Annotated in this window: 31 protein-coding genes; 15 read left to right on the forward strand and 16 right to left on the reverse strand. The window is 65.1% G+C overall.

Annotated elements, in window-relative coordinates:
- Nucleotides 1-74 precede the first annotated feature (74 nt).
- Genes purM through purN form a run of 3 tightly spaced genes read left to right on the forward strand, consistent with a single transcriptional unit; the run spans nt 75 to nt 2,223 of the window.
- Entirely contained in the window at nt 75-1,151 is a 1,077-nt protein-coding gene (gene purM, locus AC1ROK_RS10210) for a phosphoribosylformylglycinamidine cyclo-ligase (protein WP_492846467.1), read from the forward strand.
- The gene (locus AC1ROK_RS10215) at nt 1,151-1,630 is read left to right on the forward strand and encodes a P-loop nucleotide/nucleoside kinase family protein (protein ID WP_492846469.1); all 480 of its coding nucleotides are present in this window, start codon (nt 1,151-1,153) and stop codon (nt 1,628-1,630) included. The genes purM and AC1ROK_RS10215 overlap by 1 nt, the downstream gene beginning before the upstream one ends.
- The gene (gene purN, locus AC1ROK_RS10220) at nt 1,627-2,223 is read left to right on the forward strand and encodes a phosphoribosylglycinamide formyltransferase (RefSeq protein ID WP_492846471.1); all 597 of its coding nucleotides are present in this window, start codon (nt 1,627-1,629) and stop codon (nt 2,221-2,223) included. The genes AC1ROK_RS10215 and purN overlap by 4 nt, the downstream gene beginning before the upstream one ends.
- Here the strand turns inward: purN and AC1ROK_RS10225 are convergent, their stop codons facing one another.
- Together AC1ROK_RS10225 and AC1ROK_RS10230 are read right to left on the reverse strand one after the other, a co-directional pair.
- Nucleotides 2,224-3,186: a bifunctional helix-turn-helix transcriptional regulator/GNAT family N-acetyltransferase gene (locus AC1ROK_RS10225; protein ID WP_492846473.1), complete on the reverse strand. Its 963-nt coding sequence runs from the start codon at nt 3,184-3,186 to the stop codon at nt 2,224-2,226.
- 70 nt (nt 3,187-3,256) lie between these two features.
- On the reverse strand, nt 3,257-3,805 hold the full coding sequence (locus AC1ROK_RS10230; protein ID WP_492846475.1) for a hypothetical protein: 549 nt from the start codon (nt 3,803-3,805) through the stop codon (nt 3,257-3,259).
- Nucleotides 3,806-3,965: 160 nt separating this feature from the next.
- Here AC1ROK_RS10230 and AC1ROK_RS10235 point away from each other — a divergent pair, with 160 nt between their 5' ends.
- The 3 genes from AC1ROK_RS10235 to AC1ROK_RS10245 all read left to right on the forward strand — a co-directional run bounded on the left by AC1ROK_RS10235 (nt 3,966) and on the right by AC1ROK_RS10245 (nt 5,920).
- Entirely contained in the window at nt 3,966-4,352 is a 387-nt protein-coding gene (locus AC1ROK_RS10235) for a tautomerase family protein (protein WP_492846477.1), read from the forward strand.
- Between the two features lie 13 nt (nt 4,353-4,365).
- Entirely contained in the window at nt 4,366-5,256 is an 891-nt protein-coding gene (locus AC1ROK_RS10240) for a DMT family transporter (protein WP_492846479.1), read from the forward strand.
- Between the two features lie 79 nt (nt 5,257-5,335).
- A complete protein-coding gene (locus AC1ROK_RS10245) occupies nt 5,336-5,920 on the forward strand; it encodes a carboxymuconolactone decarboxylase family protein (RefSeq protein WP_492846481.1) in 585 nt (194 codons plus the stop codon).
- Nucleotide 5,921: 1 nt separating this feature from the next.
- Here the strand turns inward: AC1ROK_RS10245 and AC1ROK_RS10250 are convergent, their stop codons facing one another.
- From AC1ROK_RS10250 to AC1ROK_RS10280, 7 genes are read right to left on the reverse strand one after another with little or no spacing between them, the layout of a single operon-like run.
- The gene (locus AC1ROK_RS10250) at nt 5,922-6,407 is read right to left on the reverse strand and encodes a VOC family protein (RefSeq protein ID WP_492846483.1); all 486 of its coding nucleotides are present in this window, start codon (nt 6,405-6,407) and stop codon (nt 5,922-5,924) included.
- Nucleotides 6,408-6,464: 57 nt separating this feature from the next.
- On the reverse strand, nt 6,465-6,989 hold the full coding sequence (locus AC1ROK_RS10255; protein WP_492846485.1) for a YqhA family protein: 525 nt from the start codon (nt 6,987-6,989) through the stop codon (nt 6,465-6,467).
- A complete protein-coding gene (locus tag AC1ROK_RS10260; RefSeq protein WP_492846487.1) occupies nt 6,989-7,282 on the reverse strand; it encodes a DUF1330 domain-containing protein in 294 nt (97 codons plus the stop codon). The genes AC1ROK_RS10255 and AC1ROK_RS10260 overlap by 1 nt, the downstream gene beginning before the upstream one ends.
- 8 nt (nt 7,283-7,290) lie before the next feature.
- Nucleotides 7,291-8,790: an Asp-tRNA(Asn)/Glu-tRNA(Gln) amidotransferase subunit GatB gene (gatB, locus tag AC1ROK_RS10265; protein WP_492846489.1), complete on the reverse strand. Its 1,500-nt coding sequence runs from the start codon at nt 8,788-8,790 to the stop codon at nt 7,291-7,293.
- A complete protein-coding gene (locus tag AC1ROK_RS10270; RefSeq protein WP_492846491.1) occupies nt 8,787-9,281 on the reverse strand; it encodes a GNAT family N-acetyltransferase in 495 nt (164 codons plus the stop codon). The genes gatB and AC1ROK_RS10270 overlap by 4 nt, the downstream gene beginning before the upstream one ends.
- 9 nt (nt 9,282-9,290) lie before the next feature.
- Nucleotides 9,291-9,812, reverse strand: coding sequence for a GNAT family N-acetyltransferase (locus tag AC1ROK_RS10275; RefSeq protein WP_492846493.1), 522 nt, complete (start codon nt 9,810-9,812; stop codon nt 9,291-9,293).
- A 27-nt stretch (nt 9,813-9,839) separates the two neighbouring features.
- Nucleotides 9,840-10,148 carry a chorismate mutase gene (locus tag AC1ROK_RS10280; RefSeq protein ID WP_492846495.1) on the reverse strand — a complete coding sequence of 103 codons (309 nt, stop codon included), beginning with the start codon at nt 10,146-10,148 and terminating at the stop codon, nt 9,840-9,842.
- Nucleotides 10,149-10,456: 308 nt separating this feature from the next.
- On the opposite strand from AC1ROK_RS10280, the gene AC1ROK_RS10285 reads away from it, so the two are divergent.
- A complete protein-coding gene (locus AC1ROK_RS10285; RefSeq protein WP_492846497.1) occupies nt 10,457-10,714 on the forward strand; it encodes a YjhX family toxin in 258 nt (85 codons plus the stop codon).
- A 62-nt stretch (nt 10,715-10,776) separates the two neighbouring features.
- On the opposite strand, the gene AC1ROK_RS10290 is transcribed toward AC1ROK_RS10285, so the two are convergent.
- The 7 genes from AC1ROK_RS10290 to AC1ROK_RS10320 form a co-directional block, all read right to left on the reverse strand.
- Nucleotides 10,777-11,091: a hypothetical protein gene (locus AC1ROK_RS10290; RefSeq protein WP_055878186.1), complete on the reverse strand. Its 315-nt coding sequence runs from the start codon at nt 11,089-11,091 to the stop codon at nt 10,777-10,779.
- A gap of 172 nt (nt 11,092-11,263) precedes the next feature.
- Nucleotides 11,264-12,748: an Asp-tRNA(Asn)/Glu-tRNA(Gln) amidotransferase subunit GatA gene (gene gatA, locus AC1ROK_RS10295; RefSeq protein WP_492846498.1), complete on the reverse strand. Its 1,485-nt coding sequence runs from the start codon at nt 12,746-12,748 to the stop codon at nt 11,264-11,266.
- A gap of 95 nt (nt 12,749-12,843) precedes the next feature.
- Nucleotides 12,844-13,326, reverse strand: a complete 483-nt coding sequence (locus tag AC1ROK_RS10300; RefSeq protein WP_492846499.1) for a GNAT family N-acetyltransferase — start codon at nt 13,324-13,326, stop codon at nt 12,844-12,846.
- A gap of 5 nt (nt 13,327-13,331) precedes the next feature.
- Nucleotides 13,332-13,619, reverse strand: a complete 288-nt coding sequence (gatC, locus tag AC1ROK_RS10305; protein ID WP_492846500.1) for an Asp-tRNA(Asn)/Glu-tRNA(Gln) amidotransferase subunit GatC — start codon at nt 13,617-13,619, stop codon at nt 13,332-13,334.
- An 82-nt stretch (nt 13,620-13,701) separates the two neighbouring features.
- On the reverse strand, nt 13,702-14,217 hold the full coding sequence (locus AC1ROK_RS10310) for a hypothetical protein (protein WP_492846501.1): 516 nt from the start codon (nt 14,215-14,217) through the stop codon (nt 13,702-13,704).
- Complete coding sequence (locus AC1ROK_RS10315) at nt 14,214-14,486, reverse strand: type II toxin-antitoxin system RelE/ParE family toxin (RefSeq protein ID WP_492846502.1); 273 nt, start codon at nt 14,484-14,486, stop codon at nt 14,214-14,216. The genes AC1ROK_RS10310 and AC1ROK_RS10315 overlap by 4 nt, the downstream gene beginning before the upstream one ends.
- Nucleotides 14,483-14,752: a CopG family ribbon-helix-helix protein gene (locus AC1ROK_RS10320; RefSeq protein WP_492846504.1), complete on the reverse strand. Its 270-nt coding sequence runs from the start codon at nt 14,750-14,752 to the stop codon at nt 14,483-14,485. Before AC1ROK_RS10320 ends, AC1ROK_RS10315 begins: the two co-directional genes overlap by 4 nt.
- Nucleotides 14,753-14,798: 46 nt before the next feature.
- On the opposite strand from AC1ROK_RS10320, the gene ruvX reads away from it, so the two are divergent.
- The 8 genes from ruvX (at nt 14,799) to AC1ROK_RS10360 (ending at nt 24,957) form a co-directional block, all read left to right on the forward strand.
- Nucleotides 14,799-15,260: a Holliday junction resolvase RuvX gene (gene ruvX, locus AC1ROK_RS10325; protein WP_492846506.1), complete on the forward strand. Its 462-nt coding sequence runs from the start codon at nt 14,799-14,801 to the stop codon at nt 15,258-15,260.
- Between the two features lie 88 nt (nt 15,261-15,348).
- On the forward strand, nt 15,349-16,332 hold the full coding sequence (locus AC1ROK_RS10330) for an aspartate carbamoyltransferase catalytic subunit (protein WP_492846508.1): 984 nt from the start codon (nt 15,349-15,351) through the stop codon (nt 16,330-16,332).
- Nucleotides 16,329-17,642 carry a dihydroorotase gene (pyrC, locus tag AC1ROK_RS10335; protein ID WP_492846510.1) on the forward strand — a complete coding sequence of 438 codons (1,314 nt, stop codon included), beginning with the start codon at nt 16,329-16,331 and terminating at the stop codon, nt 17,640-17,642. Before AC1ROK_RS10330 ends, pyrC begins: the two co-directional genes overlap by 4 nt.
- On the forward strand, nt 17,639-18,271 hold the full coding sequence (gene plsY, locus AC1ROK_RS10340) for a glycerol-3-phosphate 1-O-acyltransferase PlsY (protein ID WP_492846512.1): 633 nt from the start codon (nt 17,639-17,641) through the stop codon (nt 18,269-18,271). The genes pyrC and plsY overlap by 4 nt, the downstream gene beginning before the upstream one ends.
- Nucleotides 18,272-18,274: 3 nt before the next feature.
- Entirely contained in the window at nt 18,275-19,393 is a 1,119-nt protein-coding gene (gene dprA, locus AC1ROK_RS10345) for a DNA-processing protein DprA (protein WP_492846514.1), read from the forward strand.
- A gap of 193 nt (nt 19,394-19,586) precedes the next feature.
- Nucleotides 19,587-22,235 carry a type I DNA topoisomerase gene (gene topA, locus AC1ROK_RS10350; RefSeq protein WP_492846516.1) on the forward strand — a complete coding sequence of 883 codons (2,649 nt, stop codon included), beginning with the start codon at nt 19,587-19,589 and terminating at the stop codon, nt 22,233-22,235.
- A gap of 11 nt (nt 22,236-22,246) precedes the next feature.
- A complete protein-coding gene (rnr, locus tag AC1ROK_RS10355; protein ID WP_492846518.1) occupies nt 22,247-24,538 on the forward strand; it encodes a ribonuclease R in 2,292 nt (763 codons plus the stop codon).
- A gap of 2 nt (nt 24,539-24,540) precedes the next feature.
- A complete protein-coding gene (locus AC1ROK_RS10360; RefSeq protein ID WP_492846519.1) occupies nt 24,541-24,957 on the forward strand; it encodes a DUF983 domain-containing protein in 417 nt (138 codons plus the stop codon).
- Nucleotides 24,958-25,074 lie beyond the last annotated feature (117 nt).

The following is a 25,074-nucleotide window of genomic DNA, read 5'->3' on the forward strand; positions in this document are numbered from 1 at the left end:
TCTTGCGTGACTGAGGTGGAGCGGTTATCAGCGCTCGGCAATTCCGCTACCCCTGAAAATCTGGCGAACAGCCCATGTCCGACGCGCAAAACGTGCCATCAAACGGGCTCTCGTACAAGCAGGCCGGCGTCGACATAGACGCAGGCAACGCGCTTGTCGAGGCCATCAAGCCCGCCGTCCGCTCCACCCGCCGCCCCGGCGCCGATGCCGAGATCGGAGGCTTTGGCGGGTTGTTCGACCTCAAGGCAGCCGGCTTCGTCGACCCGATCCTGGTCGCAGCCAACGACGGCGTGGGCACCAAGCTCAAGATCGCCATCGAAACCGGCAATAATGGCAGCATCGGCATCGACCTCGTCGCCATGTGCGTCAACGACATCATCGTGCAGGGCGCCGAGCCGCTGTTCTTTCTCGACTATTTCGCCACCGGCAAACTCGATGTCGCCACCGGAGCCGCCATCGTCGAGGGCATTGCCGAGGGCTGCCGCATTGCCGGCTGCGCGCTGATCGGTGGCGAAACCGCCGAGATGCCGGGGATGTATTCCGGCAAGGACTACGACCTCGCGGGCTTTGCGGTCGGCGCCGCCGAACGCGGTACGCTGCTGCCACGCGCGGATGTCGAGGCCGGCGACGTGCTCGTCGCCATCGCCTCGTCGGGTGTCCACTCCAACGGCTATTCGCTGGTGCGCAAGATCGTCGAGGTCTCGGGCATCGACTGGTACCTGCCCGCCCCGTTCGAGCCGAGCAAATCGCTCAGCGACGCGCTGCTGGTCCCCACCCGCATCTACGTCAAGCCGCTGCTCGCGGCGCTGAAGGCGGGCATCGGCATCAAGGCGCTGGCCCACATCACCGGCGGCGGCTTCATCGACAACATCCCGCGTGTCTTGCCGGACAGCCTCTCGGCCCATATCGAACTCGATAAGGTCACCGTGCCGAAAGTGTTCGGCTGGCTGGCCCGCGTCGGCGGCATGAACGAGCGCGAGATGCTCCGCACCTTCAACTGCGGCGTCGGCATGCTCTGCGCCGTGTCGAAGCAGGACGCGAGCAAACTTGTAGAACACCTTGCTGCAGCTGGTGAAACGGCCGCGATCGTCGGTGAGCTCCGTCCTCGTACGGGCGAACCGGTGACGTTCGAAGGCGCACTCGCGCTCTGATGGCGGCGTCCCGCGGTCGATTGATCATCGTCTGCGGCCTGCCAGGCGCGGGCAAGACCACCGTCGCGAGCGAGCTTGCCGAACGCCATGATGGCGTGCGCTATTCGCCCGATGACTGGATGGATGCACTCGGCATCAACCTCTGGGATGAGGCCAAGCGTGCCGGTATCGAGCAGTTGCAGTGGCAGCAGGCGCAGAAGCTTCTGGCGCTGGGTGGCACGGCAATCATCGAGTGGGGCACCTGGGCTCGCTCGGAGCGCGATGCCTTGCGCGAAGCGGCTCGCTCGCTGGGCGCTGCCGTCGAACTCGTCCATATGGATGCCCCAATCGACGTGCTCCTCGACCGCGTCACCCGTCGCGCTCGGGAATCACCGCCGATCGATCGCGCCATGCTAGAAGATGCCTGGCGCGCCTTCGAACGGCCGACCGCCGACGAACTCGCCCTCTACGACCCTCCAGCAAAGGCCCCGCCCCCGTGACCGAGCCGAAAAAGCGCGTTGCCATCCTGATCTCCGGCCGTGGTTCGAACATGACCGCGCTGATCGAGGCCGCCAAGGCGCCCGACTATCCGGCCGAGATCGTCGGCGTGTTCGCCAACAAGCCTGATGCCGGCGGGCTGCAGATCGCCGCCGGTCAGGGCATCGCCACGGCCTGGCGGTGGCACAAGGACTATCCGAGTCGTACCGGGTTCGAGCTGGCGCTTTCGGACGTGCTGAAACTCTGGCGCCCCGACATCATCGCGCTGGCCGGCTTCATGCGCCTGTTCACACCGGAGTTCACCGAGAAGTGGCAGGGCCGGATGATCAACGTCCATCCCTCGCTGCTGCCCTTGCACAAGGGACTCCACCCGCAACAGCAGGCGCTCGATGCGGGCGACAGCGAGAGCGGCTGCACGGTACATTTCGTCACCGCCGGCACCGACGAAGGCCCGACGATCCTGCAGCGCCGCGTGCCGATCCTCCCCGGCGATACCGAAGACAGCCTCGCCGCCCGCATCCTTATCGAGGAGCACCGCGCCTATCCCGAGGCGCTGGCCATGCTGGCCCGCGGCGAAGTCAGCCTCGGCAGCTGATCACGCCGCCATCGCCGAGCGACCGCGCCAGATCATGTAGACATTGGCCCGGTCGTAGGGCGAGCCTTCGCGGATCGCCGGTTGATGTTCGAAGCCGGTGCGCTCGTAGAGATGGATCGCCGATTGGAGCCGGGTATTGGTCTCGAGAAACAGCTCGGTGCCGCCGAGCCGCTCGAACTCGGCAATCGCCGCCTCGATCAGCTTGCGGCCGATGCCGACGCCCTGCGCCGAGGGATCGACAGCCATCTTGGTCAGCTCGTACTCGCCCGGCGCATGCTGCTTCAGCGCACAGGTCCCGACTACGGCATCGCCGAGCAAGGCGAACAGCACCGCGCCGCCGTGCTCAACGATGCCCTCAGGGTTCGACATCACCTCGATGTCGTAGGGCTCCAACACGAAGTAGCGCTCCAGCCAGTTGGCGTTGAGCCGGTAGAAATGCGCGCGCAGCTCCGGGTTGAGCGGCACGATCCGCAGTGCTTCCTGGCCATACGCGCGGGCCTTCGCCGTGATGATGTCGGCCAGTCCTGGCGCTGCTACCTGTTCCAGCCCGGTCAGCAGCGTCGCGGGATCGAGGCCGGCGCCGAGAACCCGCTCCTCCAACCCATCTCGGATCGCCCGCCACAGCGGCTTGGCGGCCTGCAGCGCCGCTTCGGCCTTCGCCGTCAATGTCAGCCGCCGAGTGCGACGGTCGCCGGCATCATTTGCGGTGCTCACCCAGCCATCGCGGACCAAGCGCGTGGTCAGTTGGCTGATGGCCGAATGAGTCTGCCCGACGGCCGTTGCGATCTCGCCAACGGTCATCGGTCCGCGATCGTGTAGCAGCCTGAGAATCGGGAACCAGCGCCCCTGCAATTCGATGCCATGCCGTCCGTAGACGTCGTCCGCCATCGCATAGAGCTGGTCACTGATCGCCTTGAGCTGACTGCCCAGCGAGAGCAGCCCCATGTCGCCGAGATACGTCATCTGCCGGTGCTCCAACAGGATATGTAAGTACTAACATATCTCCGTCCGAAGCGACGTCGCAAGAGCTTCCCTACTTCCTCGGGTGATCCGCCGTACACCAGACTTCGGCGTCGGCAATGAAGGCACTCGATATCGGCTGCGCCTCGTCCAGCCTGATAGCGCCGGCTATCCGGTTGCCGCCGACGGAGATGGCGCCTTCCCGGCAGGGGATCCACACGGTCGAGAGGATGTTGGGCGTGCCGCCAAGGTCGTAGTCGTTCTTGCGCGTAAGGTAGCGCTCGATCGGCCCCGTTATCTCCACCGCTACGTCGCCGGCCGCAGCCCGCAAACCGGTCTCGAGATCGAGCTCAAAGCGGACCGGCGCCAAGGTGAATTCCGGCTCGCGCCATGCGATGCCGGCACTAACGCCCCTGATGTGGCGATTGAACTCCGCGCCGAGCCATGCTCCGAGGTCGCGATCAGGTCCGATGATCCGCACGCGCTCCTGCGTCCCGAGCACCAGCGCGTGTCCCTTGCCACGCAGAGACCAATCCACCCGCCACACCGAGGCGTAGGCAGTTGCCCGGCCTCCCTCGTACAACGTCACGCACGGGTTCGCGCCCATCAGTCGTAGTGTCATGCCAACGGCCCTCCATCCGCCAGCTATGTAGGGATGAGTACTGCCAAGACCAGCGTGCACGAAACGGGCCCATCACGGGAATCGATCGGACCTATCGTCAAAATCGGTTCGACGCGACTCTGGTTTGTAGTCCATCTTCCGGCCTTCTCGAGGACATTCGATGCCATCGACCCGACTTGAAACCCGCGCCGGCTGGATCGGCAATCGCCATGAGGCGCTGACCGCTGCGGTGCAGCGCGCGCTGGTCGAGGGCATTCGAATCCCGGAGCAGGACCGCGACATCCGGATCATCGAATACCTCGCGCATGCCTTCGCCCCGCCGGCTGGCAAGGGCGCCAACTACACCATCATCGAGATCTCGCTGTTCACCGGCCGCTCGGTCGACGCCAAGCGCCGGCTCTATGCCGCGCTGGTCGGCGAGCTTGGCGCCTTCGGCATTGCCCCGTCCGATCTAAAGGTTGTGCTGCACGACGTGCCGCGCGAGAACTGGGGGCTGGGTGGCAAGGCCGCCGTCGACATCGAACTCGGCTTCAAGGTCGAAGTCTGAAGGAGCCGTACCGATGAAACTGCAATATTGGCTGCTCATCATCCTGCTCGGCGCCGTCTGGGGCTGTTCGTTCCTGTTCAACGCCGTGCTGATCCGTGAGATCAGCCCGCTCTGGGTATCCGCCGGCCGGGTCACCATCGGCGCCGCCATCTGTTGGCTGGTGTTCTTCGCCACCCGCAAGAAGCTCCCGACCGATCCCAACCTCTACTGGCAGTTCCTCATCCTCGGCATCCTCAACTACGCCATCCCGTTCGCGCTGTTTCCCTTCGCCGAGCAGACCGTCGCGAGTTCGATCGTCGGCGTCATCAACGGCATGACCCCGATGACCACGGTGATCGTCTCGCAGCTCTGGCCGGGTGGCGAGAAAGCCACCTGGAACAAGGTGGTGGGCGTCGCGATCGGCTTTGCCGGGGCGGTGATCCTCGCCCTGCCCTCGCTCGGCGTCGGCGCCTCGGCACAGGTCATCGGCCTCCTCGCCGCTTTCATCGCAACGCTGTGCTATGCGCTGACCCTCAACTATGCGCGCCGCTTCGCCAAGGTGGAGCCCTATGCCGTGGCCTCGGCCTCGCTTACCGGCGCCGCGCTGATTTCGGTCCCAATCGCGCTGTTCTTCTCCGGCATCCCGATCATCACTCGCCCCGAAACCTGGGGCGCGCTGTTCGGCATCTCGGTGTTCTCGACCAGCTTCAGCTTCCTGCTGGTCTACTGGCTGCTGCCGCGTGTCGGCGCCACCAACCTGTCGCTCAACACTTTCATCACGCCGATTTCGGCGATCCTCCTCGGCGTCCTGGTCCTACACGAACGCTTCGAGCTGATCCATATCTTCGGCATCATGGTGATCTTCCTCGGCCTCGTCTTCATCGACGGCCGGCTGGTCAAAGGCTGGCGCAAAGCGCCAGCCTGATCGGCCACAATCCGTTCAACTCCCGTTCAGGTGCGCATCTTAGTGTCCTCAGTCATCATATGACCTGAGGAGGCCACCGGTGTTCATCGGAACCATCGACGAGAAAGACGCGACCGGCGCCATTGCCGAAATCTACGAGACCGAAGCGGCGGCGCTGGGCTTCGTGATGGAGGGCACCAAATGCTGGACTGCTCTGCCGCACATCGCGCCGATGGTCGAGCACCTGCTGCATGCGGCGCGAAACAACTTCTCACTGGGGCTGGTGAGCTGGCGGCTGATCACGCTGGTCGCCGCCAAGCAGATCCCATCGAGCTACTGCTCGCATGTCTACGCCAAGCTGCTGGTCAGCGACCTGGGCTCGAGGGAAAAAGTCCTCGCCATCCAGCACGATTTCCGCAGCGCCGGTCTCGCGGCGAAGACCGTAGCCATGCTGGCTTATGCGGAACAGGTCGCCCGCGACGCCAGCCTGATCAACGAAGGCGATATCGAAGCCCTGCGCAAGCACGGTTTCAGCGACCGCGAGATCGCCGATATCGCCTTCTGCGCCGCCTATCGGAGCTTCATGAGCCGCTATTTCGATGCCGTCGGCGCGATGCCTGAATCCACCTGGCTCGATCCCGATCCCGAGTTCCGCGCCGCAATGACGGTGGGCAAGCCCGTCTGAGTTACCAGACCGGCCGCGATACGCTGTCGCGGTCTCCGGGCTGCTGCTGGTCGATGGCAGTGTCGCGGTCGGCCTCCTCGATGATCACGTCCTCGCGCATGGCGAGCTGCGCAGTGGGCGTCGACACGTCGATCACCATGCCGTTGAGATCGCGGATCAGCCCGCGGGTCTGCCCATAGTCGAGCGCAATGGCCTCCGACACCACATCGGCTCCCATGGCCCTCGCCCGGTCGAGCACTTCGAACACGTCATCGACTTCGAAGGTCAGGTAGGTCCCTTCATGCATGCCCCAGGCATGGCGCGGCGTGAACTGGCTCATCTGGTCGATCAGCCCGATCTGCACATTCGCCTGGCCCTTGGGGGTCAGCACGACGAACCAGTCGCTGTCGTAGATGGTCTCCAGCCCGAACAGCTCCTTGTAGAACCTGGTGCTGTCGGCGAGGTCCTTGCAGAGGACGTTGAACAGAACACGATTGAGCACGGACATCGCTGCCTCCGTTGACGGGATGGTTTTCGTCAACGGCCCGAGCCGGCGAGGGTTCCGCTATTCGTGGTCGATCTTCGAAAGGAACCAGGTCAGGGCGACGATCACCAGCGCAACGGCGCCGCCCAGGTAGAGGATGTCGACGCCGGTCTCCCACACCACGGCGCGGCCGAGAAAGTACACCGCCAGCACCGTGATAGTGACGCCGACCAGCTTGGACTTGAGGTCGTCCAGCGTCTCGATCTTCAGCCAGCGGGGCAGTTGCAGGTCCTGCCGGAAATAGAGCTGGTAGAGCCCGAGCGAGACCACCTGCACGACCGTCGCCAGGAGGAACAGGTCGACGATCTCGATGGCGAGGAGGATAGCCTCGTCGCGGGTCACTGGATGACCGCCGAACAGGGCCGTCAGCAGGTGCCAGGTCTCCAGCGCACCGTAGATGATCAGCGCCACCGAGGCGATGCTAAGCGCGATCACCGGCACCAGCATGGCAATACGCACGACGAAGCCGCCGATGACGAACGGGCCCTGTTGTCTGCCGCTCTCGGCGACCCGCTCCTCCAGCGACGGCTTGCCGGGTTCGTCCATCAGCCGTCGACCCCCTCGACGATGGCGAAGTTGGCCGAGCTCGCACCGAGGCGGGCCTGCATGCCCTGCTGGTACTCCGGCGAGTGGTAGGCACGCACCGCATGGTCGTAGCTGGGGAACTCGACGACCACGACGCGAGGGCCGACCGTGCCCTCGACGACTCTTTGCTGGCCGCCACGGACGATGAACCGCCCGTCATTGGCGGCGAGGAAGGGCCGAACGAACGCCTGATACTGCTTATAGACCTCGGGGTCGGTGACCTCGAGATTGACGACCCAGTATCCGCTAGCCATCGCCCCTCCTATTCGAGCCCGAGCTTCTTCTTCAGAATCTCGTTCAGCGCCTGCGGGTTGGCCTTGCCGCCCGAGGCTTTCATCGCCTGCCCGACGAACCAGCCGATCAGGGTGGGCTTGGCCTGCACCTTGGCCACCTGGTCGGGGTTGGCGGCGATGATCTCGTCAACCACTTTCTCGATGGCGCCGAGGTCGGTCACCTGCTTCATGCCGCGCCGCTCGACGATGTCGGCAGGCTCACCCTCGGGCTCCTCGGCGATGATCACCTGCAGCAGGTCCTTGGCGCCCTTGGACGAGATGGTTCCGGCCGCTACGAGGTCGACGATGCCGGCGATCTGGCTCGGCTTGATATGGGTCTCGAAGGCCGAGAGCCCCTGGCTGTTGGCATAGGCCGCGATGTCGCCGGTGACGAGGTTCGCCACCGCCTTGCCGTCGCGCTTGCTCCCACCGTGCTTGACTGCCGCCTCGTAATAGTCGGCCGTCTCGCGCTCCAGCGTCAGCACCATCGCGTCGTACGGCGTCACGCCATATTCGCTGATGAAGCGTGCTTCCTTGTCGTCCGGCAGCTCCGGCAGGTGCTGCGCCAGATCGTCGATGAAGGCCTGGTCGAACTCCAGCGGCAGCAGGTCCGGATCGGGGAAGTAGCGATAGTCGTGCGCCTCTTCCTTGGACCGCATCGAGCGCGTCTCACCGGTTTTCGGGTCGTAGAGCCGGGTCTCCTGATCGATCGATCCGCCGGCCTCGAGGATGTCGATCTGGCGACGCGCCTCGAACTCGATGGCCTGGCCGGCGAAGCGGATGGAGTTGACGTTCTTGATCTCGCAGCGGGTGCCGAACTCGCCGCCGGGCTTGCGCACCGAGACGTTGATATCGGCCCGCATCGAGCCCTGCTCCATATTGCCGTCGCAGGTGCCGAGGTAGCGCAGGATGCTGCGGAGCTTGGACAGATAGGCCTTGGCTTCGTCGGAGTTGCGCAGGTCCGGCTTCGAGACGATCTCCATCAGCGCCACTCCCGACCGGTTGAGGTCGACGAAGCTCATGCTCGGATGCTGGTCGTGGATCGACTTGCCAGCATCCTGCTCGAGGTGCAGCCGCTCGATGCCGATCTCGATCCGTTCCCCGCCCATGTCGAGGAACACCGAGCCCTCGCCAACGATCGGGTCCTTGAACTGGGAAATCTGGTAGCCCTGCGGCAGGTCCGGATAGAAGTAGTTCTTGCGGTCGAAGATCGAGCGCTTGTTGATCCTGGCCTTCAGCCCGAGCCCGGTCCGCACCGCCTGGCGCACGCACTCGTCGTTGATCACCGGCAGCATGCCGGGCATCGCCGCGTCGACGAAGCTGACATTGGAGTTCGGGGGCGAGCCGAATTCGGTCGAGGAGCCCGAGAACAGCTTGCTCTCGGAGGTCACCTGCGCATGCACCTCCATGCCGATGACGATCTCCCAGTCCCCGGTGGCTCCCTGGATGAAGCTCTTGGGGTTGGGCGTGCGGGTATCGATAAGGGTCATGGGCTAGAGGTTCCGAGAGTCTTGGTCATTCCGACCTTGTCTATTGCATAACCAAGCGTGCGGGAAAACTTCTCCGCACGCCAGACCGTGATGAATCCGTGCCGCTGGTACAACCCGACGGCCTGTGCGTTGCTCGCGAGCGTTTCGAGCTCGGCGGCAGGGTATCCGGCTCTCCGTACCTGCTCGACAAGCTCGGCAAGCAGCAAACCGCCGATACCGCGCCCCTGCGCCTCAGGAGCAACCCACAGGTCCGAGACCAGGTGGTCCCGCCCCTCGCGTGCTCCCCAGCCCACCGCCACACCATTCGAGTCCGCGACGAGCATCGTCGGCGCGAAGTCCAGGCCAAATGCCCTGAACTCTTCGCGCAGCCGTTGCCGGTCGACACGGCCGGCGTCGTTCTCGGCGAAGGCGCTGGCCTCCCAGGCGGCGAACCCCAGATCACCCAACGCCTGCGCCTCTTCGGAGCAAGCGCCTCTCAGCGTCACCTGCATCGGCGGATCTCAGTCTTCGTCGTCGTTCAGCGGACCACGATAGGGGGAAAGGCGCTTTTCCAGCCGGACGCTGGTTTGCGGGTCGCTGCCGGTGGCGCCTTCGCGCTTCAGCACCAGGATGCGGTAGCCCTGATGCTGGTAGAAGTTCACAGCCCGGACATTGTCGCTCAGCGTATCGAGTTGCACCTTGTCGGCGCCCTCGAGCTCGATGATCGATTCCATGCGGCGCAGCAACAGGGAGCCGATGCCCTGGTTCTGCAGCAACGGCGTCACGAACAGGTAGGGGATGTAGGGGCGGCTGCGCGCCCGGGCGCACCAGCCGACCGGCGAGCCATTGATTTCAGCGACGATAGTGCGGTCGAGCAGCTCATGCACGGCGATACCGAGCCGGCGCTTCTCGTTCGCCCGGCTCGCTGCCTCGCCGCTGAGGAACGGTTGCAGGTCGCGTTCCCAGGCAAGCAACGCAATATCGGCGAGACGTTCTGCCTCGCTCGCCACAGCCTTGCGGATCGTGATCTCCGGCGACGTCATCGAAGCCTCCACTCCGCCCACGCTATCTCAGCCGTGGCGCTTGCGTGCAGCGATAATGCCCTTTTCATAGTTCACATTCCAGTTGATCAGCGTGCGCCAGATCAACTCGGCCTGATCCTCATCGAGGTCGAGTTCCTCGGCGCGCTTGCGCTGCTTGGCGATAATCGCCTCGATGCGGGTCGGGTCATAGGCCTCGTGCGGGTCGGTCTTGATCTCCGCCATGCGCGTCACATAGCCGTGCCGCTCGGCAAGCAGGCTTAACAGGCCCTGATCGATCCGGTCGATCTCGGCGCGCACATCTTCCTTGGTTTGGCATTCGGCGGGGGCTTTGGTCACGGGAGGCACTCGGCGGATAAGGAAAGAGTTGCTGGTTTGCACCGCCGCGCCACTGTTTGCAACCGACCACTGGCCCCGGCGGCGTTCTGCGGCTATTCATCCGCCGTTCAGCGGCCCGGCGATATTGCGGCGCCGTCAAAAAGTGGACTGCCCTATGTCTAGCAAAGTTGAGATTGCGTAATACCCCGTCCGCCCGCTGAGCCCTGAGGGCCGGCGACGTGTTTGCGACGGGGTTTCTGGAACCAGGCGGCTGCCAGGCGAGATGCTGGCTGCGGCCCTTTTCCACGCATCCTCAGGCTAGATTTCTCATGGATATTTCCCGCCAGGAGCAGCGGGTGCTGCACGTCCTCGCGCAGGGCGGCAAGATCGTCGCGCTCAAATCCGACAATGGCAAGCTCATCGGCGTCGAGTGTTTCAACCGCGACGGCTGGCTGATGCAGCAATGCACCCTGCCGCTGTTCAAGAAGCTTAAAGCCAAGAAGGCGATCGCCTCCAGCAACGGCCATCCCTATCGCATTACGAGGCGCGGGCTGGAGCTCGCCCGCAGCGAGTTCGACAACCGGTGAATACGCAGAGAGCCCCGGATCAGCTCCGGGGCTCTCTTGCACTCAGAGGTCGCCTGTCGTGCCTAGTGCTGCGTGACGCCGCTCAGCTCGCGGGCGATGTGTTCCCACTCGGCGGAAACGCTCGCCGTGGCGCGCTTGCGGCCGGCACGGCGGTACCAATAGTCGGCATTGCCCATGTCGGCTTCGATCCAGTGCAGCAGTGCATGCACCCAGTCGAATTCGAAAGTGCCTTCCATCGCCTGGACGATGCGGTGCGCTTCTTCCCATTCAGGGCCGACGCGCAACTCACCCTTCTTCATCCACCACAAAGCCTGCAGGGGCTTGGACATATCCTTGGGCGGGGCCGACCAGTCTAGGGTCGTGAACACATCGGCCATGGAGCCAATCCTCTGAAACGAAACCACCGGTTTGGCCGGGAGGTCGACAAGTCTCAATTTGCGCATGGGCGGCAAATAGTGCCGAAACCGCTATGGTTCAAGCGGTTTCATCGCGGAGCGTGGTCGGCAAAGGTTGCATACCTCTGCGCTTCGACCACGCCACGATCAAGAACTACCACCACTTGTCGGGGCTGAAGTCGATGCCGGCCGAGCGCTCGATGACACGGCCCGCTGCGAACAGGGTTTCCTCATCGAACGGCTTGCCGATGAGCTGCAAGCCGAGCGGCAGACCGGCGCCGTCCTTGCCGGCCGGCACCGCGATCCCCGGCAACCCGGCCATGTTCACTGTCACCGTGAACACGTCGTTGAGGTACATCTTGACCGGATCAGCCTTCATGTCCTCGTCGCCGATGCCGAACGCCGCCGATGGGGTCGCAGGGGTCAGGATCGCGTCGACACCGTCGTTGAAGGCGATCTCGAAGTCGCGCTTGATCAGCGTGCGGACCTTCTGCGCCTGGACGTAGTAGGCGTCATAATAGCCGGCCGACAGCACATAGGTGCCGATCATGATGCGGCGCTTCACCTCGCGGCCAAAGCCGTCGGCGCGGGTCAGCTCGTAGAGGTCGGTGATGTCCTTGCCGGTGTCGCGCAGGCCATACTTCACGCCGTCATAGCGGGCGAGGTTCGACGATGCCTCGGCCGGCGCCACGATGTAATAGGCCGGCAGCGCATACTTGGTGTGCGGCAGCGAGATGTCGCGGACGGTAGCGCCCTCGGCCTTCAGCCAGGCGATGCCCTGCTGCCACAGCGCCTCGATCTCGGCGGGCATGCCATCCATGCGATACTCGCGCGGAATGCCAATGACGAGACCTTTGACACCCCGCTCCACCGCCGCCGCGAAATCCGGCACGGCGAGATTAACGCTGGTCGAATCCTTCGGATCGAACCCCGACATCGAGGTCATCATGATCGCCGCGTCCTCGACGGTGCGGGCGATCGGCCCGGCCTGGTCGAGCGAGGAGGCGAATGCCACCACACCCCAGCGCGAGCAGCGGCCATAGGTCGGCTTGATGCCGACGGTGCCGGTCAGCGCCGCCGGCTGGCGGATCGAGCCGCCGGTATCGGTCGCGGTGGCCGCGACGCAGAGCCAGCCCGAAACCGCCGCAGCAGACCCACCTGAGGAGCCGCCCGGCACCAGCTGGGCGTTGGAATTGTTGGCCCGCCACGGGTTGATCACCGGGCCGTAATAGCTCGTCTCGTTGGACGAGCCCATGGCGAACTCGTCCATGTTGAGCTTGCCCAGCATGACGGCGCCATCGCGCCACAGGTTGCTGGTGACGCTCGATTCGTATTCCGGCTTGAAGCTATGGAGAATGTGGCTCGCCGCCTGCGTGTGTACGCCCTTGGTGGCGAACAGGTCCTTGATGCCGAGCGGGATACCCTCGAGCGGACCACCCTGCCCGGCTGCGAGCCTGGCGTCGCTGGCTTTGGCCTGCGCCTCAGCCTGCTCGGCCGTCACCGCCACATAGGCGTTGAGCTTGGAGTTGCCGCCCTCGATGGCGTTCAGGTAGGCGCCGGTGAGTTCGCTCGAGGTGAACTCCTTGGCCTTGAGGCCAGCACGGGCGGCAGCGAGGGTCAGGCGGGTAAGGTCGGTCAAAGGCTTGGCTCGCGGGGAAAGGACGCGGGGGGAATGTCGACCGCCGTTCCTATAGCGGCGTAGCGATTACCGCAACATTCGGAACGCGTATCGGATCAGGCGATGGCGGGTTGCCCGATGCGCTTCTCGAAGAAGGCCGACCATTCGCTGTCGGGATAATCGAGGAACGGGCCACGCGCGGTGAAACCCGCATTGGTGTAGAGCCGGTGCGCTTCCGACATGCCGGGGCCGGTGCCGGTCTCGAGCAACAGGTGCGAGATGCCCTTGGACCCCGCCAGCTCGGTGATCGCCGCCAGCAGCGCCGATCCCACCCGCTGGCCGCGCACCGACGGACGGGTGTACATGCGCTTCACCTCACCCTCGGTGGCCGAGATCACCTTGAGCGCCCCGCACCCCACGGCTTCGCCGACGGCATTGCGGGCAACGAATACCGTGGTGTCGGCGCCGGCCATCTGCTCGACCGTCATCTTGAACTGGAATTCCAGCGGCGACAGCGGAATCAGATGGGCGTTGAGCTCTTCGACCAGCCCGCGGACATCGTCCTGCAGCGGCGTCTCGATGGCGATGGTGACGGTCATGGCCGCTACTCGACGACCTTGGGCACCATGAAGAAGTTGTCTTCCGTCAGCGGTGCGTTGGCGACGATCTTTTCGGGGTAGCCGCCGTCGGTGACCTTGTCCTCGCGGCGGCGCAGCGTCATCGGCGTCACCGAAGTCATCGGTTCCACCCCGCTCACATCGACCTCACCCAGTTGCTCGACGAAACCAAGAATGGCGTTCAGCTCATTGCGATAGGTTTCGACTTCGCCCTCCTCGATGCGAATACGGGCCAGGCGGCCAATACGCTTCACGGTGGCGGCATCTACCGACATGGGGTCACTCCGAACGTCACGATTTTCGGCGTTCTAGCAATGGAACCGCGTGAAGAACAACGAAAAGCATTGATGGGCGCCATCAAACTTCCAACGCCATGCCGGCCTCGAGCGCTACCAACCCCGTGCCGTCGAGCCGACCGTGCAGTGCCGCGAACGTGCGCTCCACCACCGCGTCGGGCCCCGCGACCGCAATCAGCCGTGGCCCAAATGCATCAAGTGCATCTGCCGCCAGCCGGTCGCCCTCGGTGCCGAACACCACAATGACCGCGTCTCGAGCCCAGCGCCCGGCCTTCGGCACAGCCCGGGACAACAACAGCAGCGGAGCCTCGCCAATTGCCGCAATCAGCGCGCCGCCTTCGAGGCCATGCGTTGTCACCTCGCCCAGCGCATCCTCATCGAGCATCGAGCCCGGCCGCCCCGGCTGCCACAGCACCGGATCGATCTCAGGCAGACTGCCATCGAGCGCAAAGGTCGCGTCGGCGCCCGACACAAGTTCCTCCGGATCGACGCCGCCAACGCCCGTGGCGTCAGCCACGAGGATCTTGCCGCCGATGTGAATGCGGATCGTGGTGCCGCCGAACCAAGTGAGTTTCATCGGTCCTCGCGCATATGCCAGACTCGGAGCACGCAGATGACGTCGGGAAGGACCTCATAGCGCAGCTCATACTGGTCAATCAGCAGCTTACGAACTTCGCGCGAGGCTAACGTCTCGACGCGCTCGCCAATCTGAGGATGTTCCAACGTGCGACGCGCGTTGGTTCGAATTGCCGAAATCGCTCGTTTGGCCTTGCGATTCACCTGGGCGTGGAATTTCTCGAATCTCCCGAGGTCGCCGAGCGACGATCCGGTCCATTGCAACTTCATTTCTTTGCAGTGGGCAACGGCAGTGGATTTTCGCTGTCCAGGCTTTCGATCCAAGTCCCGACCGCGTCGTCATCAACCACGTCTCCGCGGTCAGCCGCCTCGATTGCCTCCATCGTCAGTCGATCCTTTTCCTCTTCCCAGTCGACCCAGTCAGTGAGGGCCCGCTTGACGATCCAGGCGCGTGAGCGCTCCATGTTCTTGGCATACCGATCGACTTTTTCGGCTAGTTCCTCAGGGATATGTGCAGTCAGGACTCGGGTGCTCATGGCAATCGTCTCCAATCAAACCTAATCATAGTGATTGACCACGATTATGCCAACCGAGAACGACCTCACTGCCCTCCCCCCCACCGGCAAACTGCTGGGCCTCGACCTCGGCACCAAGACCATCGGCGTGGCGATTTCCGATGGCATGCGCTACTCGGCAACGCCGCTCGAGACCATCAGGCGGCTGAAGTTCACCCAGGATGCGATCCGGCTGCAGGAGCTGATCGCCGAGAACGACGCCGTCGGCATCGTCTTGGGGTTGCCGCTCAATATGGATGGTTCGGAAGGGCCGCGCGTCCAGTCGACCCGCGCTTTCGCCCGCAACCTCGCCGCCAAGATCAGCATCCCCATCGTGTTCTGGGATGAGCGGCTTTCGACCTCGGCTGTCACCCGCACGCTGATCGAGGCCGATGTGCGGCGGGACAAGCGCGCCGAAGTGGTCGACAAGCTGGCGGCGAGCTACATCCTGCAGGGGGCACTGGAACGGCTGCGCCGAGGCGCGCTGTAGCCGATCGGTCTCGTGGAAAATGTACGGCGAGTCTGTACATGCTCTGCCCCTCGCGTTAGACCCCCGCGAACATTCGGAACGGAGCGGCATGGCTACTTCCTCGCCAGCATCGGTCACCGGCGGCCAGGGGGTCGCGAGACCCGCTTTCCGTCATCGTCATCTTCTCGGCATCAGCCAGCTCAACCAGTACGAGATCGTCGATCTCTTGGATCGGGCTGAGGCCATGATCCCGATCTCGCGGCAGGAGCGGAAGATCCTGCCGACGCTCTCGGGCAAGACGCAGATCAACCTGTTCTTCGAGAACTCGACGCGCACCCAGTCGAGCTTCGAGATCGCCGGCAAGCGGCTCGGCGCGCAGGTCACCAACATGTCGGTCAAAACCTCGTCGGTCGCCAAGGGCGAGACGCTGATCGATACCGCCGCGACGCTCAACGCCATGCGGCCCGACGTCATCATCGTGCGCCACGGCGCTTCGGGCGCGGTGGAACTGCTCAGCCAGAAGGTCGGCTGCTCGGTGATCAATGCCGGCGACGGCGCGCATGAGCACCCGACGCAGGCGCTGCTCGATGCGCTCACCATGCGCCAGCACAAGGGGCGCCTCGCCGGGCTGACCGTCGCCATCTGCGGCGATATCGCCAACTCGCGCGTTGCCCGCTCCAACCTCTTGCTGCTCGGCGCCATGCAGGCCCGCACCCGGGTCGTCGCGCCGCGCACCCTGCTCCCGAGGGGCATCGAGACACTGGCGACCGAAGTCTTCACCGACATGCGCCAGGGCCTCGAAGGCGCCGACGTGGTGATGATGCTGCGCCTGCAGCACGAGCGCGCCAATGGGCGGATGATCCCCTCGGTGCGTGAGTACTACCACTTCTACGGGCTCGACGAGGAGAAGCTCGGCTACGCCAAGCCTGACGCCATCGTCATGCACCCGGGCCCGATGAACCGCGGCGTCGAGATCGACCCGGCGATCGCCGACGGACCACGTTCGGTGATCACCGAGCAGGTGGAAATGGGTGTCGCGGTGCGCATGGCGGTGCTCGATACCCTCCTCGCCGACCGGGAGGCTGCGCAATGAGCAAGCCCATCGTCATTGCCAATGCCCGTATCGTCGACCCCGCTACCAACCACGACGCCCCAGGCGCCGTGCTGGTGGAGAACGGCAGGATCGCCGGCATCACCAACGGCGCGCCGCAAGGCATTCCCGACGGCGCCGAGACCTATGACGCCCGCGGCCTCGTTGTCGCGCCTGGCCTCATCGACATGCGCGTATTCACCGGCGAGCCCGGCCACGAGTACCGCGAGACCCTCGCCAGCGCGGCGGAAGCCGCCGCGGCCGGCGGGGTCACCAGTTTCGTCCTGATGCCCGACACCACGCCGGTCATCGACGACGGCGCACTGGTCGATTTCATCCTCCGGCGTGCCGGGGCCAAGGCCTCGGTCAACATCCTGCCGGCCGCCGCAATCACCCGCGGCCTCAAGGGAGAGGAGATCACCGAGTTCGGGCTGCTGAAGGAAGCCGGTGCGGTTGCCCTCACCGACGGGCGAGAATCAATCCAGTCGGCCGGACTGCTGCGCGCCGCCTTCACCTATGCCCGCAATTTCGACCTGCCGGTCATCCATCACCTCGCCGAGCGCTCATTGGTTGGCGACGGCGTGATGAACGAAGGCGCGCTGGCGACCATCTCCGGCCTCAAGGGTATCCCGGTCGAAGCCGAGACCATCCCCCTCGCCCGCGACCTGCAACTCGCGGCCCTCACCGGCGTCCGCTATCACGCGGCGCAGGTGTCGACCGGCGCGGCCGTGGAGCAGCTGGCGTTGGCCAAGCGGCGACTGGCCACTGTCTCGGCCGGTGTCTCGATCAACAACCTCTCGCTCAACGAGAACGACGTCGCGCCTTACCGTTCCTTCTTCAAGCTGTCGCCGCCGCTTCGCTCCGAGGATGATCGCCGCGCCGTCATCGACGGGCTGAACTCCGGCGCCATCGACACCATCCATTCGGGTCACGACCCGCAGGACACCGAGGTGAAACGCCAGCCCTTCGCCGAGGCCTCGGACGGCGCCATCGGGCTCGAGACCCTGCTGGCCGCAGCGCTCCGCCTCGTGCACTCGGGCGACGTGCCGCTCATCACCCTGCTGCGCGCCATGACCAACCGTCCGGCCGAACTGCTGGGGCTGGCGTCCGGCCGCATCGCGGTTGGCGCCCCGGCTGACTTGATCATCCTCGATCCGGAATTCCCCTGGGTGGTCAAGGAGACAGCGCTGCGTTCACGCTCGCGCAACTCGGCCTTCGAGGGCGCCCGCATGCAGGGCGCCGTGATGCACACGTTCGTTGCAGGCCGCCTGGTCTTCAGCCATGCTGCCACGGCTGAGGGGGCCAACGCATGAACTTCCTGATCGCGACTGTACTGGGGTATCTCCTCGGCTCGATCCCGTTTGGCCTGTTGCTGACGCGTGCGGTCGGCATCGACATCCGCTCGATCGGCTCGGGCAATATCGGCGCAACCAACGTGCTGCGGACCGGCAACCGCTGGCTCGCCGCCGCGACGCTGCTGCTCGATGCCGGCAAGGGCGCTGCTGCCGTGCTGCTGGCGCGCTACTTCCTCGTCCCCGGCGCCGAGTCGCCGCTTGCGGCCGAGTTCGTCGTCTACGGCGCCGGCATCGGCGCGTTCTTCGGTCACGTCTTCCCGATCTGGCTGGGGTTCAAGGGCGGCAAAGGCGTCGCCACCTATATCGGCGTGCTGCTGGCCTGGAACTGGGTGGTCGGGCTGATCTTCTGTGCGGTATGGCTGCTGATCGCCGTCGCCCGTCGCTTCTCCTCGCTCGCCGCGCTCACCGCTGCGGCGACGGCCCCGATCTTCGCCTACACGCTCGTCGGCACCGACATGCAAGGCTTCACCTTCGCCGCCGCCTGTGCGCTGCTCAGCTTCGTGCTGTACTTCAAGCACTGGCAGAACATCCGCCGGCTGTGGAACGGCACGGAGCCGAAGATCGGCTCGGAAAAGCCCAAGGCCTGAGCCATGGCGCGCGACGGCATCGCATTGACGCCGTCGCAACGCACTTCGTGGCTGCGGCTCATCCGCACCGACAATATCGGGCCCCAGACTTTCCGCCAGCTGATCAACCGCGAGGGCTCGGCCGAAGCCGCACTGGCCGCCCTGCCCGACCTGCTCAAGCGCCTGGATACCCAGGCCCGCATCCCCACGGTTGCCGAAGCCGAGGACGAGATCGCGAGCACCGAGCGACTTGGTGCCCGCTTCGTCGGCTCGATCGAACCCGACTACCCGCCGCTGCTCCGCTACATCTCCGGCGCCCCGCCGCTGGTCACTATTGCCGGCGGCTACAATCTCGACTGGTGGCACTCGGTCGCCATTGTCGGCGCGCGCAATGCCTCGACCGCCGGCCAGAAGTTCGCCCAGATGCTGGCCGGCGACCTGGGCGAGGCACGCTACACCGTCGTCTCCGGCCTCGCCCGCGGCATCGACACAGCGGCCCACAAGGCGGCGCTCCGGACCGGCACAGTGGCCGTGCTCGCCGGCGGTCTCAACCACATCTATCCCGGCGAGAATATCACGCTGGCGCACCAAATCGTCGAGAACGGCGGTGCCCTTCTCACCGAGATGCCGCTTGGCTGGGAGCCACGGGCTCGCGACTTCCCGCGCCGCAACCGCCTGGTGTCCGGATTGTCTCTCGGAACGGTGGTCGTCGAAGCGGCGAAGCGCTCCGGCTCGCTGATCACCGCCCGGCTGGCGCTGGAACAGAACCGCGAAGTCTTTGCCGTCCCAGGCTCACCGCTCGATCCACGCGCCGAAGGCGGCAACTCGCTGATCCAGCAGGGCGCCACGCTGATCACCAGCGCTGCCGATATCATCGACACGCTGCGCGAAGCCGATCCGTCGCGCACCAGCCTGCTGGAGGCCGACTGGCTGCCGGACGGCGACGTCGTCGATGCCACGCCCTCGTCCAACGATGAGCGCGCCCGCCTGATCGAGGCGCTCAGCCTTACCCCGATCGCGGTCGACGATGTCATCCGGTCCACCGGCATCGCCATCAGCCGGGTGCAGACGCTGTTGCTCGAACTCGACCTCGAAGGTCGGGTGGAATGGTCAAGCGGCCAGTTGGTGGCGCTTCGCCCATGAACGATCCGGCCACGGAAGTGGCTGCCGGGGATGGGAGCGCAGCTGGCGGCCGAGCCGTCGAGCCCCGTACATTGCTGCCCAACTTTCTTCCCCCATAGGGGGAATGCCGAACGGCGCCGCCGGGCTGGTTGACAGCCCCTAGACGCTTCACCATGTTGCGCCGCGTTCGAACGCCACTCCCGAAAGCTTGTCCATGAAGCTCGTCATCGTTGAAAGTCCCAATAAGATCAAGACGATCAGCGGCTACCTCGGCAAGGACTATGAGGTCCTTGCAAGCTTCGGTCACGTCCGCGATCTGCCGGCCAAGGACGGTTCGGTGCTGCCTGACGAAGACTTCGCGATGAGCTGGGAAGTCGATGCGGCATCCAAGAAACGGCTCGCCGATATCGGCAACGCGCTCAAGAACGCAGACGAACTGATCCTCGCCACCGACCCTGATCGCGAGGGCGAGGCGATCTCCTGGCACGTGCTTGACGTGCTCAAGCAGAAGAAGCTGGTCAAGGACAAGCCGGTCAAACGCGTCGTCTTCAACGCCATCACCAAGTCTGCCGTCACCGAAGCGATGCAGAATGCTCGCGAAATCGACGAGCCGCTGGTCGATGCCTATCTGGCGCGTCGCGCCCTCGACTATCTCGTCGGCTTCACCCTTTCGCCGGTGCTCTGGCGCAAGCTCCCCGGCTCGCGCTCGGCCGGCCGCGTGCAGTCGGTGACGCTGCGTCTCGTCTGCGACCGCGAGTCCGAGATCGAGAAGTTCCGCGCCCAGGAATACTGGTCGATCGGCGCTCGCCTCAACGAGAAGGGCCGCAGCTTCGAAGCGCGGTTGTACTCGGTCGACGGCAAGAAGACCGACAAGCTCGATATCGGCACCGGCGCCGAGGCCGAAGCGTTGAAAGCGGCGATCACTGCCGGCACGTTCAGCGTCAGCGCGGTCGACAAGAAACCGACCAAGCGCAACCCCTACGCCCCGTTCACGACCTCGAGCCTGCAGCAGGACGCCTCGTCGCGGCTGGGCTTCTCGCCCACCCGCACCATGCAGATCGCGCAGCGGCTCTACGAGGACGGCCTCATCACCTATATGCGAACCGACGCGGTGCAGATGGCGCCCGAAGGTATCGACCAGGCCCGCCGCGCCATCGTCCAGAACTTCGGTTCGGACTACGTGCCCGAGAAGCCGCGCATCTACCAGACCAAGGCCAAGAACGCCCAGGAAGCGCACGAGGCCATCCGCCCCACCGACATGTTCCGGCACCCGGACACCATGCGCGGCGACCCGGATCGCCACCGGCTCTACGAGCTGATCTGGAAGCGCGCGCTGGCCAGCCAGATGCGCTCGGCCGAGATCGAGCGCACCACTGCCGATATCGCCGTGTTTGCCACCAGCCGCGACATCGCGCTGCGCGCTGTCGGCTCGGTCGTCACCTTCCCGGGCTTTCTCGCGCTCTATGGCGTCGAGGCCAAGGAAGAGCGGGCCGAGGGTGAGGACGACGAGGACAGCCGCGAGTTGCCGCCGCTCAATGTCGGCGACCGGCCCAAGCTCGAAGAAGCGCTGATCGAACAGCACTTCACCCAGCCGCCGCCGCGTTACACCGAAGCCAGCCTGATCAAGAAGATGGAAGAGATCGGCATCGGCCGTCCCTCCACCTATGCGGCAACCGTCGGCGTGCTGCAGGACCGTAATTATGTCCGTGTCGAGAAGCGCGCGCTGATCCCCGAGGATCGCGGTCGCATCGTCACCGCCTTCCTCGAGAGTTTCTTCACCCGCTATGTCGAGTACGGTTTCACCGCGGCCCTCGAAGAGCAGCTCGATCTGATTTCAGACGGCAAACTGGCCTGGAAGGACGTGCTGCGCGACTTCTGGAACGAATTCCAGAGCCATGTCGAGGAGATCAAGGATCTCCGCGTCTCCGAAGTGCTCGATGCGCTCAACGACCTGCTCGCCGACCACATCTTCCCGGCCAAGGCCGATGGTTCGGATCCGCGCCGCTGTCCCAATTGCGGCACCGGCCAGCTGTCGCTGAAGCTCGGCAAGTTCGGGGCCTTCATCGGCTGCTCGAACTACCCCGAGTGCCGCTACACCATGCAGCTTTCCGACGCCGCGACCGGCGGCGCCAGCGAGGCCGGCACCGGCGACGGCATCCTCGGCACCGATCCCGAGAGCGGGCTCGAGGTGGCCTTGAAGTCCGGCCGTTTCGGTCCATATGTGCAATTGGGCGAGGGTGCCGAACCGAAGCGCTCGTCCCTGCCCAAGGGTTGGACGCCCGACAGCCTGACGCTCGATAAAGCGCTGCAGCTGCTGTCGCTGCCCCGCCCGGTCGGTGACCACCCGGAGACGGGCAAGCCGATCAGCGCCGGCATCGGCCGCTACGGGCCGTTCATCCTCCACGATGGCACCTATGCCAACCTTCCCGAGGTCGAAGAGGTGTTCACGGTCGGGCTCAACCGCGCGGTTGACCTGCTCGCCCAGAAGGCGGCAGGCGGCGGACGGTTCGGCCGGGGCGGCTCCGGTACGCCGGCGGCGATCAAGACCTTCGAGCACGACGGCGGCATCATCTCGGTCCGCGCCGGTCGCTATGGCCCGTACGTGAATCAGGGCAAGGTGAATGCCACGCTGCCCAAGGAGGTTAAGCCCGAGGACGTGACGATCGAGCAGGCGCTCGAACTGATCGCTGCCAAGGGCGGCGCTTCCGGCACCAAGAAATCCTCGTCGCGGTCCGCCGGCGCCAAGAAGGTGCCAGCGAAGAAAGCGGCAACCAAGAAACCCGCGGCCAAGGCCAAGTCGACTGCAAAGACGGCGACCAAGCCCAAGGCCGCATCGAAGACGAAGGCGGAGACCCCCGCCTAAAGAAAGAGACAATGGCGAAAGCGCCAAAAACCAAGACTACACCCAAGAGCCCGCGGCAGTTTGCCGTCGGCACCCTACCCTCACGCGAAGCCATCCTCGAAGCGATGGCGCAGCAGCCGACCCTCGATGGCAAGCGCGACCTGGCGCGCCATTTCGGCATCCACGGCGACATGCGCACCCCGTTCAAGGTGCTGCTCAAGCAGATGGAGGGCGAGGGCTTCATTGCCCGGACCCGCAAGCAGATCCGGCCGACGGCCGCCCTGCCCGCGGTCACCGTCCTCGACATTCCCGCCGACGCCGACCCCGACAATCTCCACGCCTTCCCCGCGCAATGGAACGACGACGAAGGCGCGCGTCCGCGCGTCATGGTCAAGCAGCCGAGGGATGCCCGCGTGGCTCCCGCGCCCGGCGACCGCATCCTGGCGCGCATCAGCGCCGGCGACGGCGAGGTGCCGAACTACACCGCGCGGGCGATGAAGATCCTCGACAAGCCGCGCCGCGGCGAGATCGGTATCGTCCGTATGGACGAGGACGGCGCGCGGCTGCTGCCGATCGACCGCAAGCAGAAGGAAATGCGCATCGACGGCGGCGATCTCGGCAGCGCCCGCGATGGCGACCTGGTCGAAGTCGAGATCAAGCTCACCGGCCGGCTGATGATCCCCAAGGCCAAGGTGACCAACGTCATCGGCAACCCGAAATCCGAGGGGGCGGTCTCGATGATCGCCATCCACAACCTCGAGATTCCCTACCGCTTCCCCGCCTCGGTGACGAAAGAAGCCGAAGAGGCCAAGGAAACCACGATCAAGGGTCGTGAGGACTGGCGGCACATTCCGCTGGTCACCATCGACCCGGTCGACGCCAAGGACCACGACGACGCGGTCTATGCCGAGCCGGATACCGACCCGAAGAACGCCGGCGGCCACATCGTCTACGTCGCCATCGCCGACGTCGCAGCCTATGTCCGCCCCGGCACTGCACTCGACCGTGAAGCCTACATCCGCGGAAACTCGGTGTATTTCCCCGACCGGGTCGTGCCGATGCTGCCGGAGCGGATTTCGAACGACCTCTGTTCGCTGCGCGAGGGCGAGAACCGCCCGTCGCTGGCGGTGCGCATGGTGTTCGACCAGCATGGCAAGAAGCGCTCGCACAGCTTCCACCGCGTGCTGTTCCGCTCGGCCGCCAAGCTCAACTACCAGCAGGCGCAGGCGGCGATCGACGGCAAGCCGGACGACAAGACCGGGCCGATTCTCGACAGCATCCTGCGCCCGCTCTGGGCCGCTTACGGCGCCATGGCAAAGGCCCGCGACAATCGCGGTCCGCTCGACCTCGACCTGCCCGAGCGCAAGATCATCCTCGACAAGACGGGGATGGTCGTCGACGTGAAGGTTCCCGAGCGGCTCGATGCGCACCGGCTGATCGAAGAAATGATGATCGCCGCCAACGTCGCGGCCGCCGAGACGCTGGAGAAGCACAAGAGCGCCCTGCTCTACCGGGTGCACGACACGCCGAGCCAGGAGAAGCTGGTGGCGCTACGCGACTTCCTGAGCTCGCTGCAGCTGCCGGCGCCGAAGTCGGACGCGGTGCGTCCATCAGACTTCAACCGCATCCTCGACAAGGCCCGGACCGACGGCAAGATCCAGCAGGTGTCGGAGATCATCCTCCGCACCCAGGCGCAGGCCGAGTACGCCGCCGAGAACTACGGGCATTTCGGCCTCAACCTCGACCGCTATGCGCACTTCACCTCGCCGATCCGCCGCTATGCCGACCTGATCGTGCACCGGGCGCTGATCAGCTCGCTGGAGCTCGGCAAGGATGGGCTCACCGACAGCGAGATCGCCAAGCTCCCGGGCATTGCCCAGCACATCTCGTCGACCGAGCGCCGCGCCATGCTGGCGGAGCGCGAAACCATCGACCGGCTGCTGGCGCAGTTCCTCGCAGCGCATGTCAACGCCAGGTTCGAGGGGCGCATCTCCGGCGTCACCCGCTCGGGCCTGTTCGTGCGGCTCAGGGACACCGGCGCCGATGGCTTCATCCCGGCCTCGACGCTTGGCCAGGATTACTACCGCTTCGTCGAGGAGATGCAGGCGATGGTGGGCGATCACACCGGTGAGACCTTCCGCATCGGCGACGATGTCAGCGTCCGCCTGCTCGAAGTCGCCCCGGTCGCCGGCGCGCTGCGCTTCGAACTTCTGAGCGAAGGCAGCCGCGGCGTTCCGTCATCTGGCGGGCGTCAACGCAAAGGACCATCTAGCAAGCGAGGCAAGGCGGGCGCCTATCGCAAGCACGCCAAACGGAAGAGATAGCGATGGCGGTCGAGATCGGTTTTGTGCGCGAGCAGCGCTCGCTGTGGAAGGCAATCGGCAATGGCGTGATGTGCCGCTGCCCGAACTGCGGCAAGGGCAAGCTGTTCCGTTCCTACCTGAAGATCAACGATACCTGCAGCGAGTGCGGCGAGAAGCTGAGCTCGGCGCGGGCCGATGACTTTCCGCCCTACATCGCCATCTTCATCGTCGGCCACGTGCTGGTCGGCTGGATGCTGCATGCCGAGATGAGCGGGCCGGTCGATCCGATGTTCTACGTGTGGACGATGATCCCGGCGGCGATTCTGCTGCCGCTGATCATGCTGCCCTCGATCAAGGGCGCCGTGGTCGGCCTGCAGTGGGCCAACTACATGTACGGGTTCGACCCGACCCGCGGCGATACCTCGAAGAGCGACGTCTGAACCCAAGCCGGGCGGCTAGTGTCCGCTTGACATCGGCCCGAAAATCCGTAGTTTCCGGCCAAATTTCCACAGGCCGGTTGGCCGGTTGAATTCACAGCCCCGCGGATAGCGCGCGGC

It is taken from the genome of Devosia sp. GW821-FHT12F11, from assembly GCF_058806655.1.

What these genes read in the sequence shown, in the direction of transcription:
- AC1ROK_RS10250 (WP_492846483.1), bottom strand. Translation starts at nt 6,407, where the DNA reads ATGTCCGTGCTCAATCGTGTTCTGTTCAACGTCCTCTGCAAGGACCTC.
- plsY (WP_492846512.1), top strand. Translation starts at nt 17,639, where the DNA reads ATGAACTTCCTGATCGCGACTGTACTGGGGTATCTCCTCGGCTCGATC.
- AC1ROK_RS10310 (WP_492846501.1), bottom strand. Translation starts at nt 14,217, where the DNA reads ATGAAACTCACTTGGTTCGGCGGCACCACGATCCGCATTCACATCGGC.
- AC1ROK_RS10315 (WP_492846502.1), bottom strand. Translation starts at nt 14,486, where the DNA reads ATGAAGTTGCAATGGACCGGATCGTCGCTCGGCGACCTCGGGAGATTC.
- AC1ROK_RS10270 (WP_492846491.1), bottom strand. Translation starts at nt 9,281, where the DNA reads ATGCAGGTGACGCTGAGAGGCGCTTGCTCCGAAGAGGCGCAGGCGTTG.
- AC1ROK_RS10320 (WP_492846504.1), bottom strand. Translation starts at nt 14,752, where the DNA reads ATGAGCACCCGAGTCCTGACTGCACATATCCCTGAGGAACTAGCCGAA.
- AC1ROK_RS10330 (WP_492846508.1), top strand. Translation starts at nt 15,349, where the DNA reads ATGGCTACTTCCTCGCCAGCATCGGTCACCGGCGGCCAGGGGGTCGCG.
- AC1ROK_RS10285 (WP_492846497.1), top strand. Translation starts at nt 10,457, where the DNA reads ATGGATATTTCCCGCCAGGAGCAGCGGGTGCTGCACGTCCTCGCGCAG.
- topA (WP_492846516.1), top strand. Translation starts at nt 19,587, where the DNA reads ATGAAGCTCGTCATCGTTGAAAGTCCCAATAAGATCAAGACGATCAGC.
- AC1ROK_RS10360 (WP_492846519.1), top strand. Translation starts at nt 24,541, where the DNA reads ATGGCGGTCGAGATCGGTTTTGTGCGCGAGCAGCGCTCGCTGTGGAAG.
- AC1ROK_RS10215 (WP_492846469.1), top strand. Translation starts at nt 1,151, where the DNA reads ATGGCGGCGTCCCGCGGTCGATTGATCATCGTCTGCGGCCTGCCAGGC.
- AC1ROK_RS10225 (WP_492846473.1), bottom strand. Translation starts at nt 3,186, where the DNA reads ATGACGTATCTCGGCGACATGGGGCTGCTCTCGCTGGGCAGTCAGCTC.
- gatB (WP_492846489.1), bottom strand. Translation starts at nt 8,790, where the DNA reads ATGACCCTTATCGATACCCGCACGCCCAACCCCAAGAGCTTCATCCAG.
- purM (WP_492846467.1), top strand. Translation starts at nt 75, where the DNA reads ATGTCCGACGCGCAAAACGTGCCATCAAACGGGCTCTCGTACAAGCAG.
- AC1ROK_RS10240 (WP_492846479.1), top strand. Translation starts at nt 4,366, where the DNA reads ATGAAACTGCAATATTGGCTGCTCATCATCCTGCTCGGCGCCGTCTGG.
- pyrC (WP_492846510.1), top strand. Translation starts at nt 16,329, where the DNA reads ATGAGCAAGCCCATCGTCATTGCCAATGCCCGTATCGTCGACCCCGCT.
- AC1ROK_RS10235 (WP_492846477.1), top strand. Translation starts at nt 3,966, where the DNA reads ATGCCATCGACCCGACTTGAAACCCGCGCCGGCTGGATCGGCAATCGC.
- AC1ROK_RS10255 (WP_492846485.1), bottom strand. Translation starts at nt 6,989, where the DNA reads ATGGACGAACCCGGCAAGCCGTCGCTGGAGGAGCGGGTCGCCGAGAGC.
- AC1ROK_RS10290 (WP_055878186.1), bottom strand. Translation starts at nt 11,091, where the DNA reads ATGGCCGATGTGTTCACGACCCTAGACTGGTCGGCCCCGCCCAAGGAT.
- AC1ROK_RS10300 (WP_492846499.1), bottom strand. Translation starts at nt 13,326, where the DNA reads ATGACCGTCACCATCGCCATCGAGACGCCGCTGCAGGACGATGTCCGC.
- AC1ROK_RS10275 (WP_492846493.1), bottom strand. Translation starts at nt 9,812, where the DNA reads ATGACGTCGCCGGAGATCACGATCCGCAAGGCTGTGGCGAGCGAGGCA.
- dprA (WP_492846514.1), top strand. Translation starts at nt 18,275, where the DNA reads ATGGCGCGCGACGGCATCGCATTGACGCCGTCGCAACGCACTTCGTGG.
- rnr (WP_492846518.1), top strand. Translation starts at nt 22,247, where the DNA reads ATGGCGAAAGCGCCAAAAACCAAGACTACACCCAAGAGCCCGCGGCAG.
- gatC (WP_492846500.1), bottom strand. Translation starts at nt 13,619, where the DNA reads ATGTCGGTAGATGCCGCCACCGTGAAGCGTATTGGCCGCCTGGCCCGT.
- AC1ROK_RS10260 (WP_492846487.1), bottom strand. Translation starts at nt 7,282, where the DNA reads ATGGCTAGCGGATACTGGGTCGTCAATCTCGAGGTCACCGACCCCGAG.
- ruvX (WP_492846506.1), top strand. Translation starts at nt 14,799, where the DNA reads ATGCCAACCGAGAACGACCTCACTGCCCTCCCCCCCACCGGCAAACTG.
- AC1ROK_RS10230 (WP_492846475.1), bottom strand. Translation starts at nt 3,805, where the DNA reads ATGACACTACGACTGATGGGCGCGAACCCGTGCGTGACGTTGTACGAG.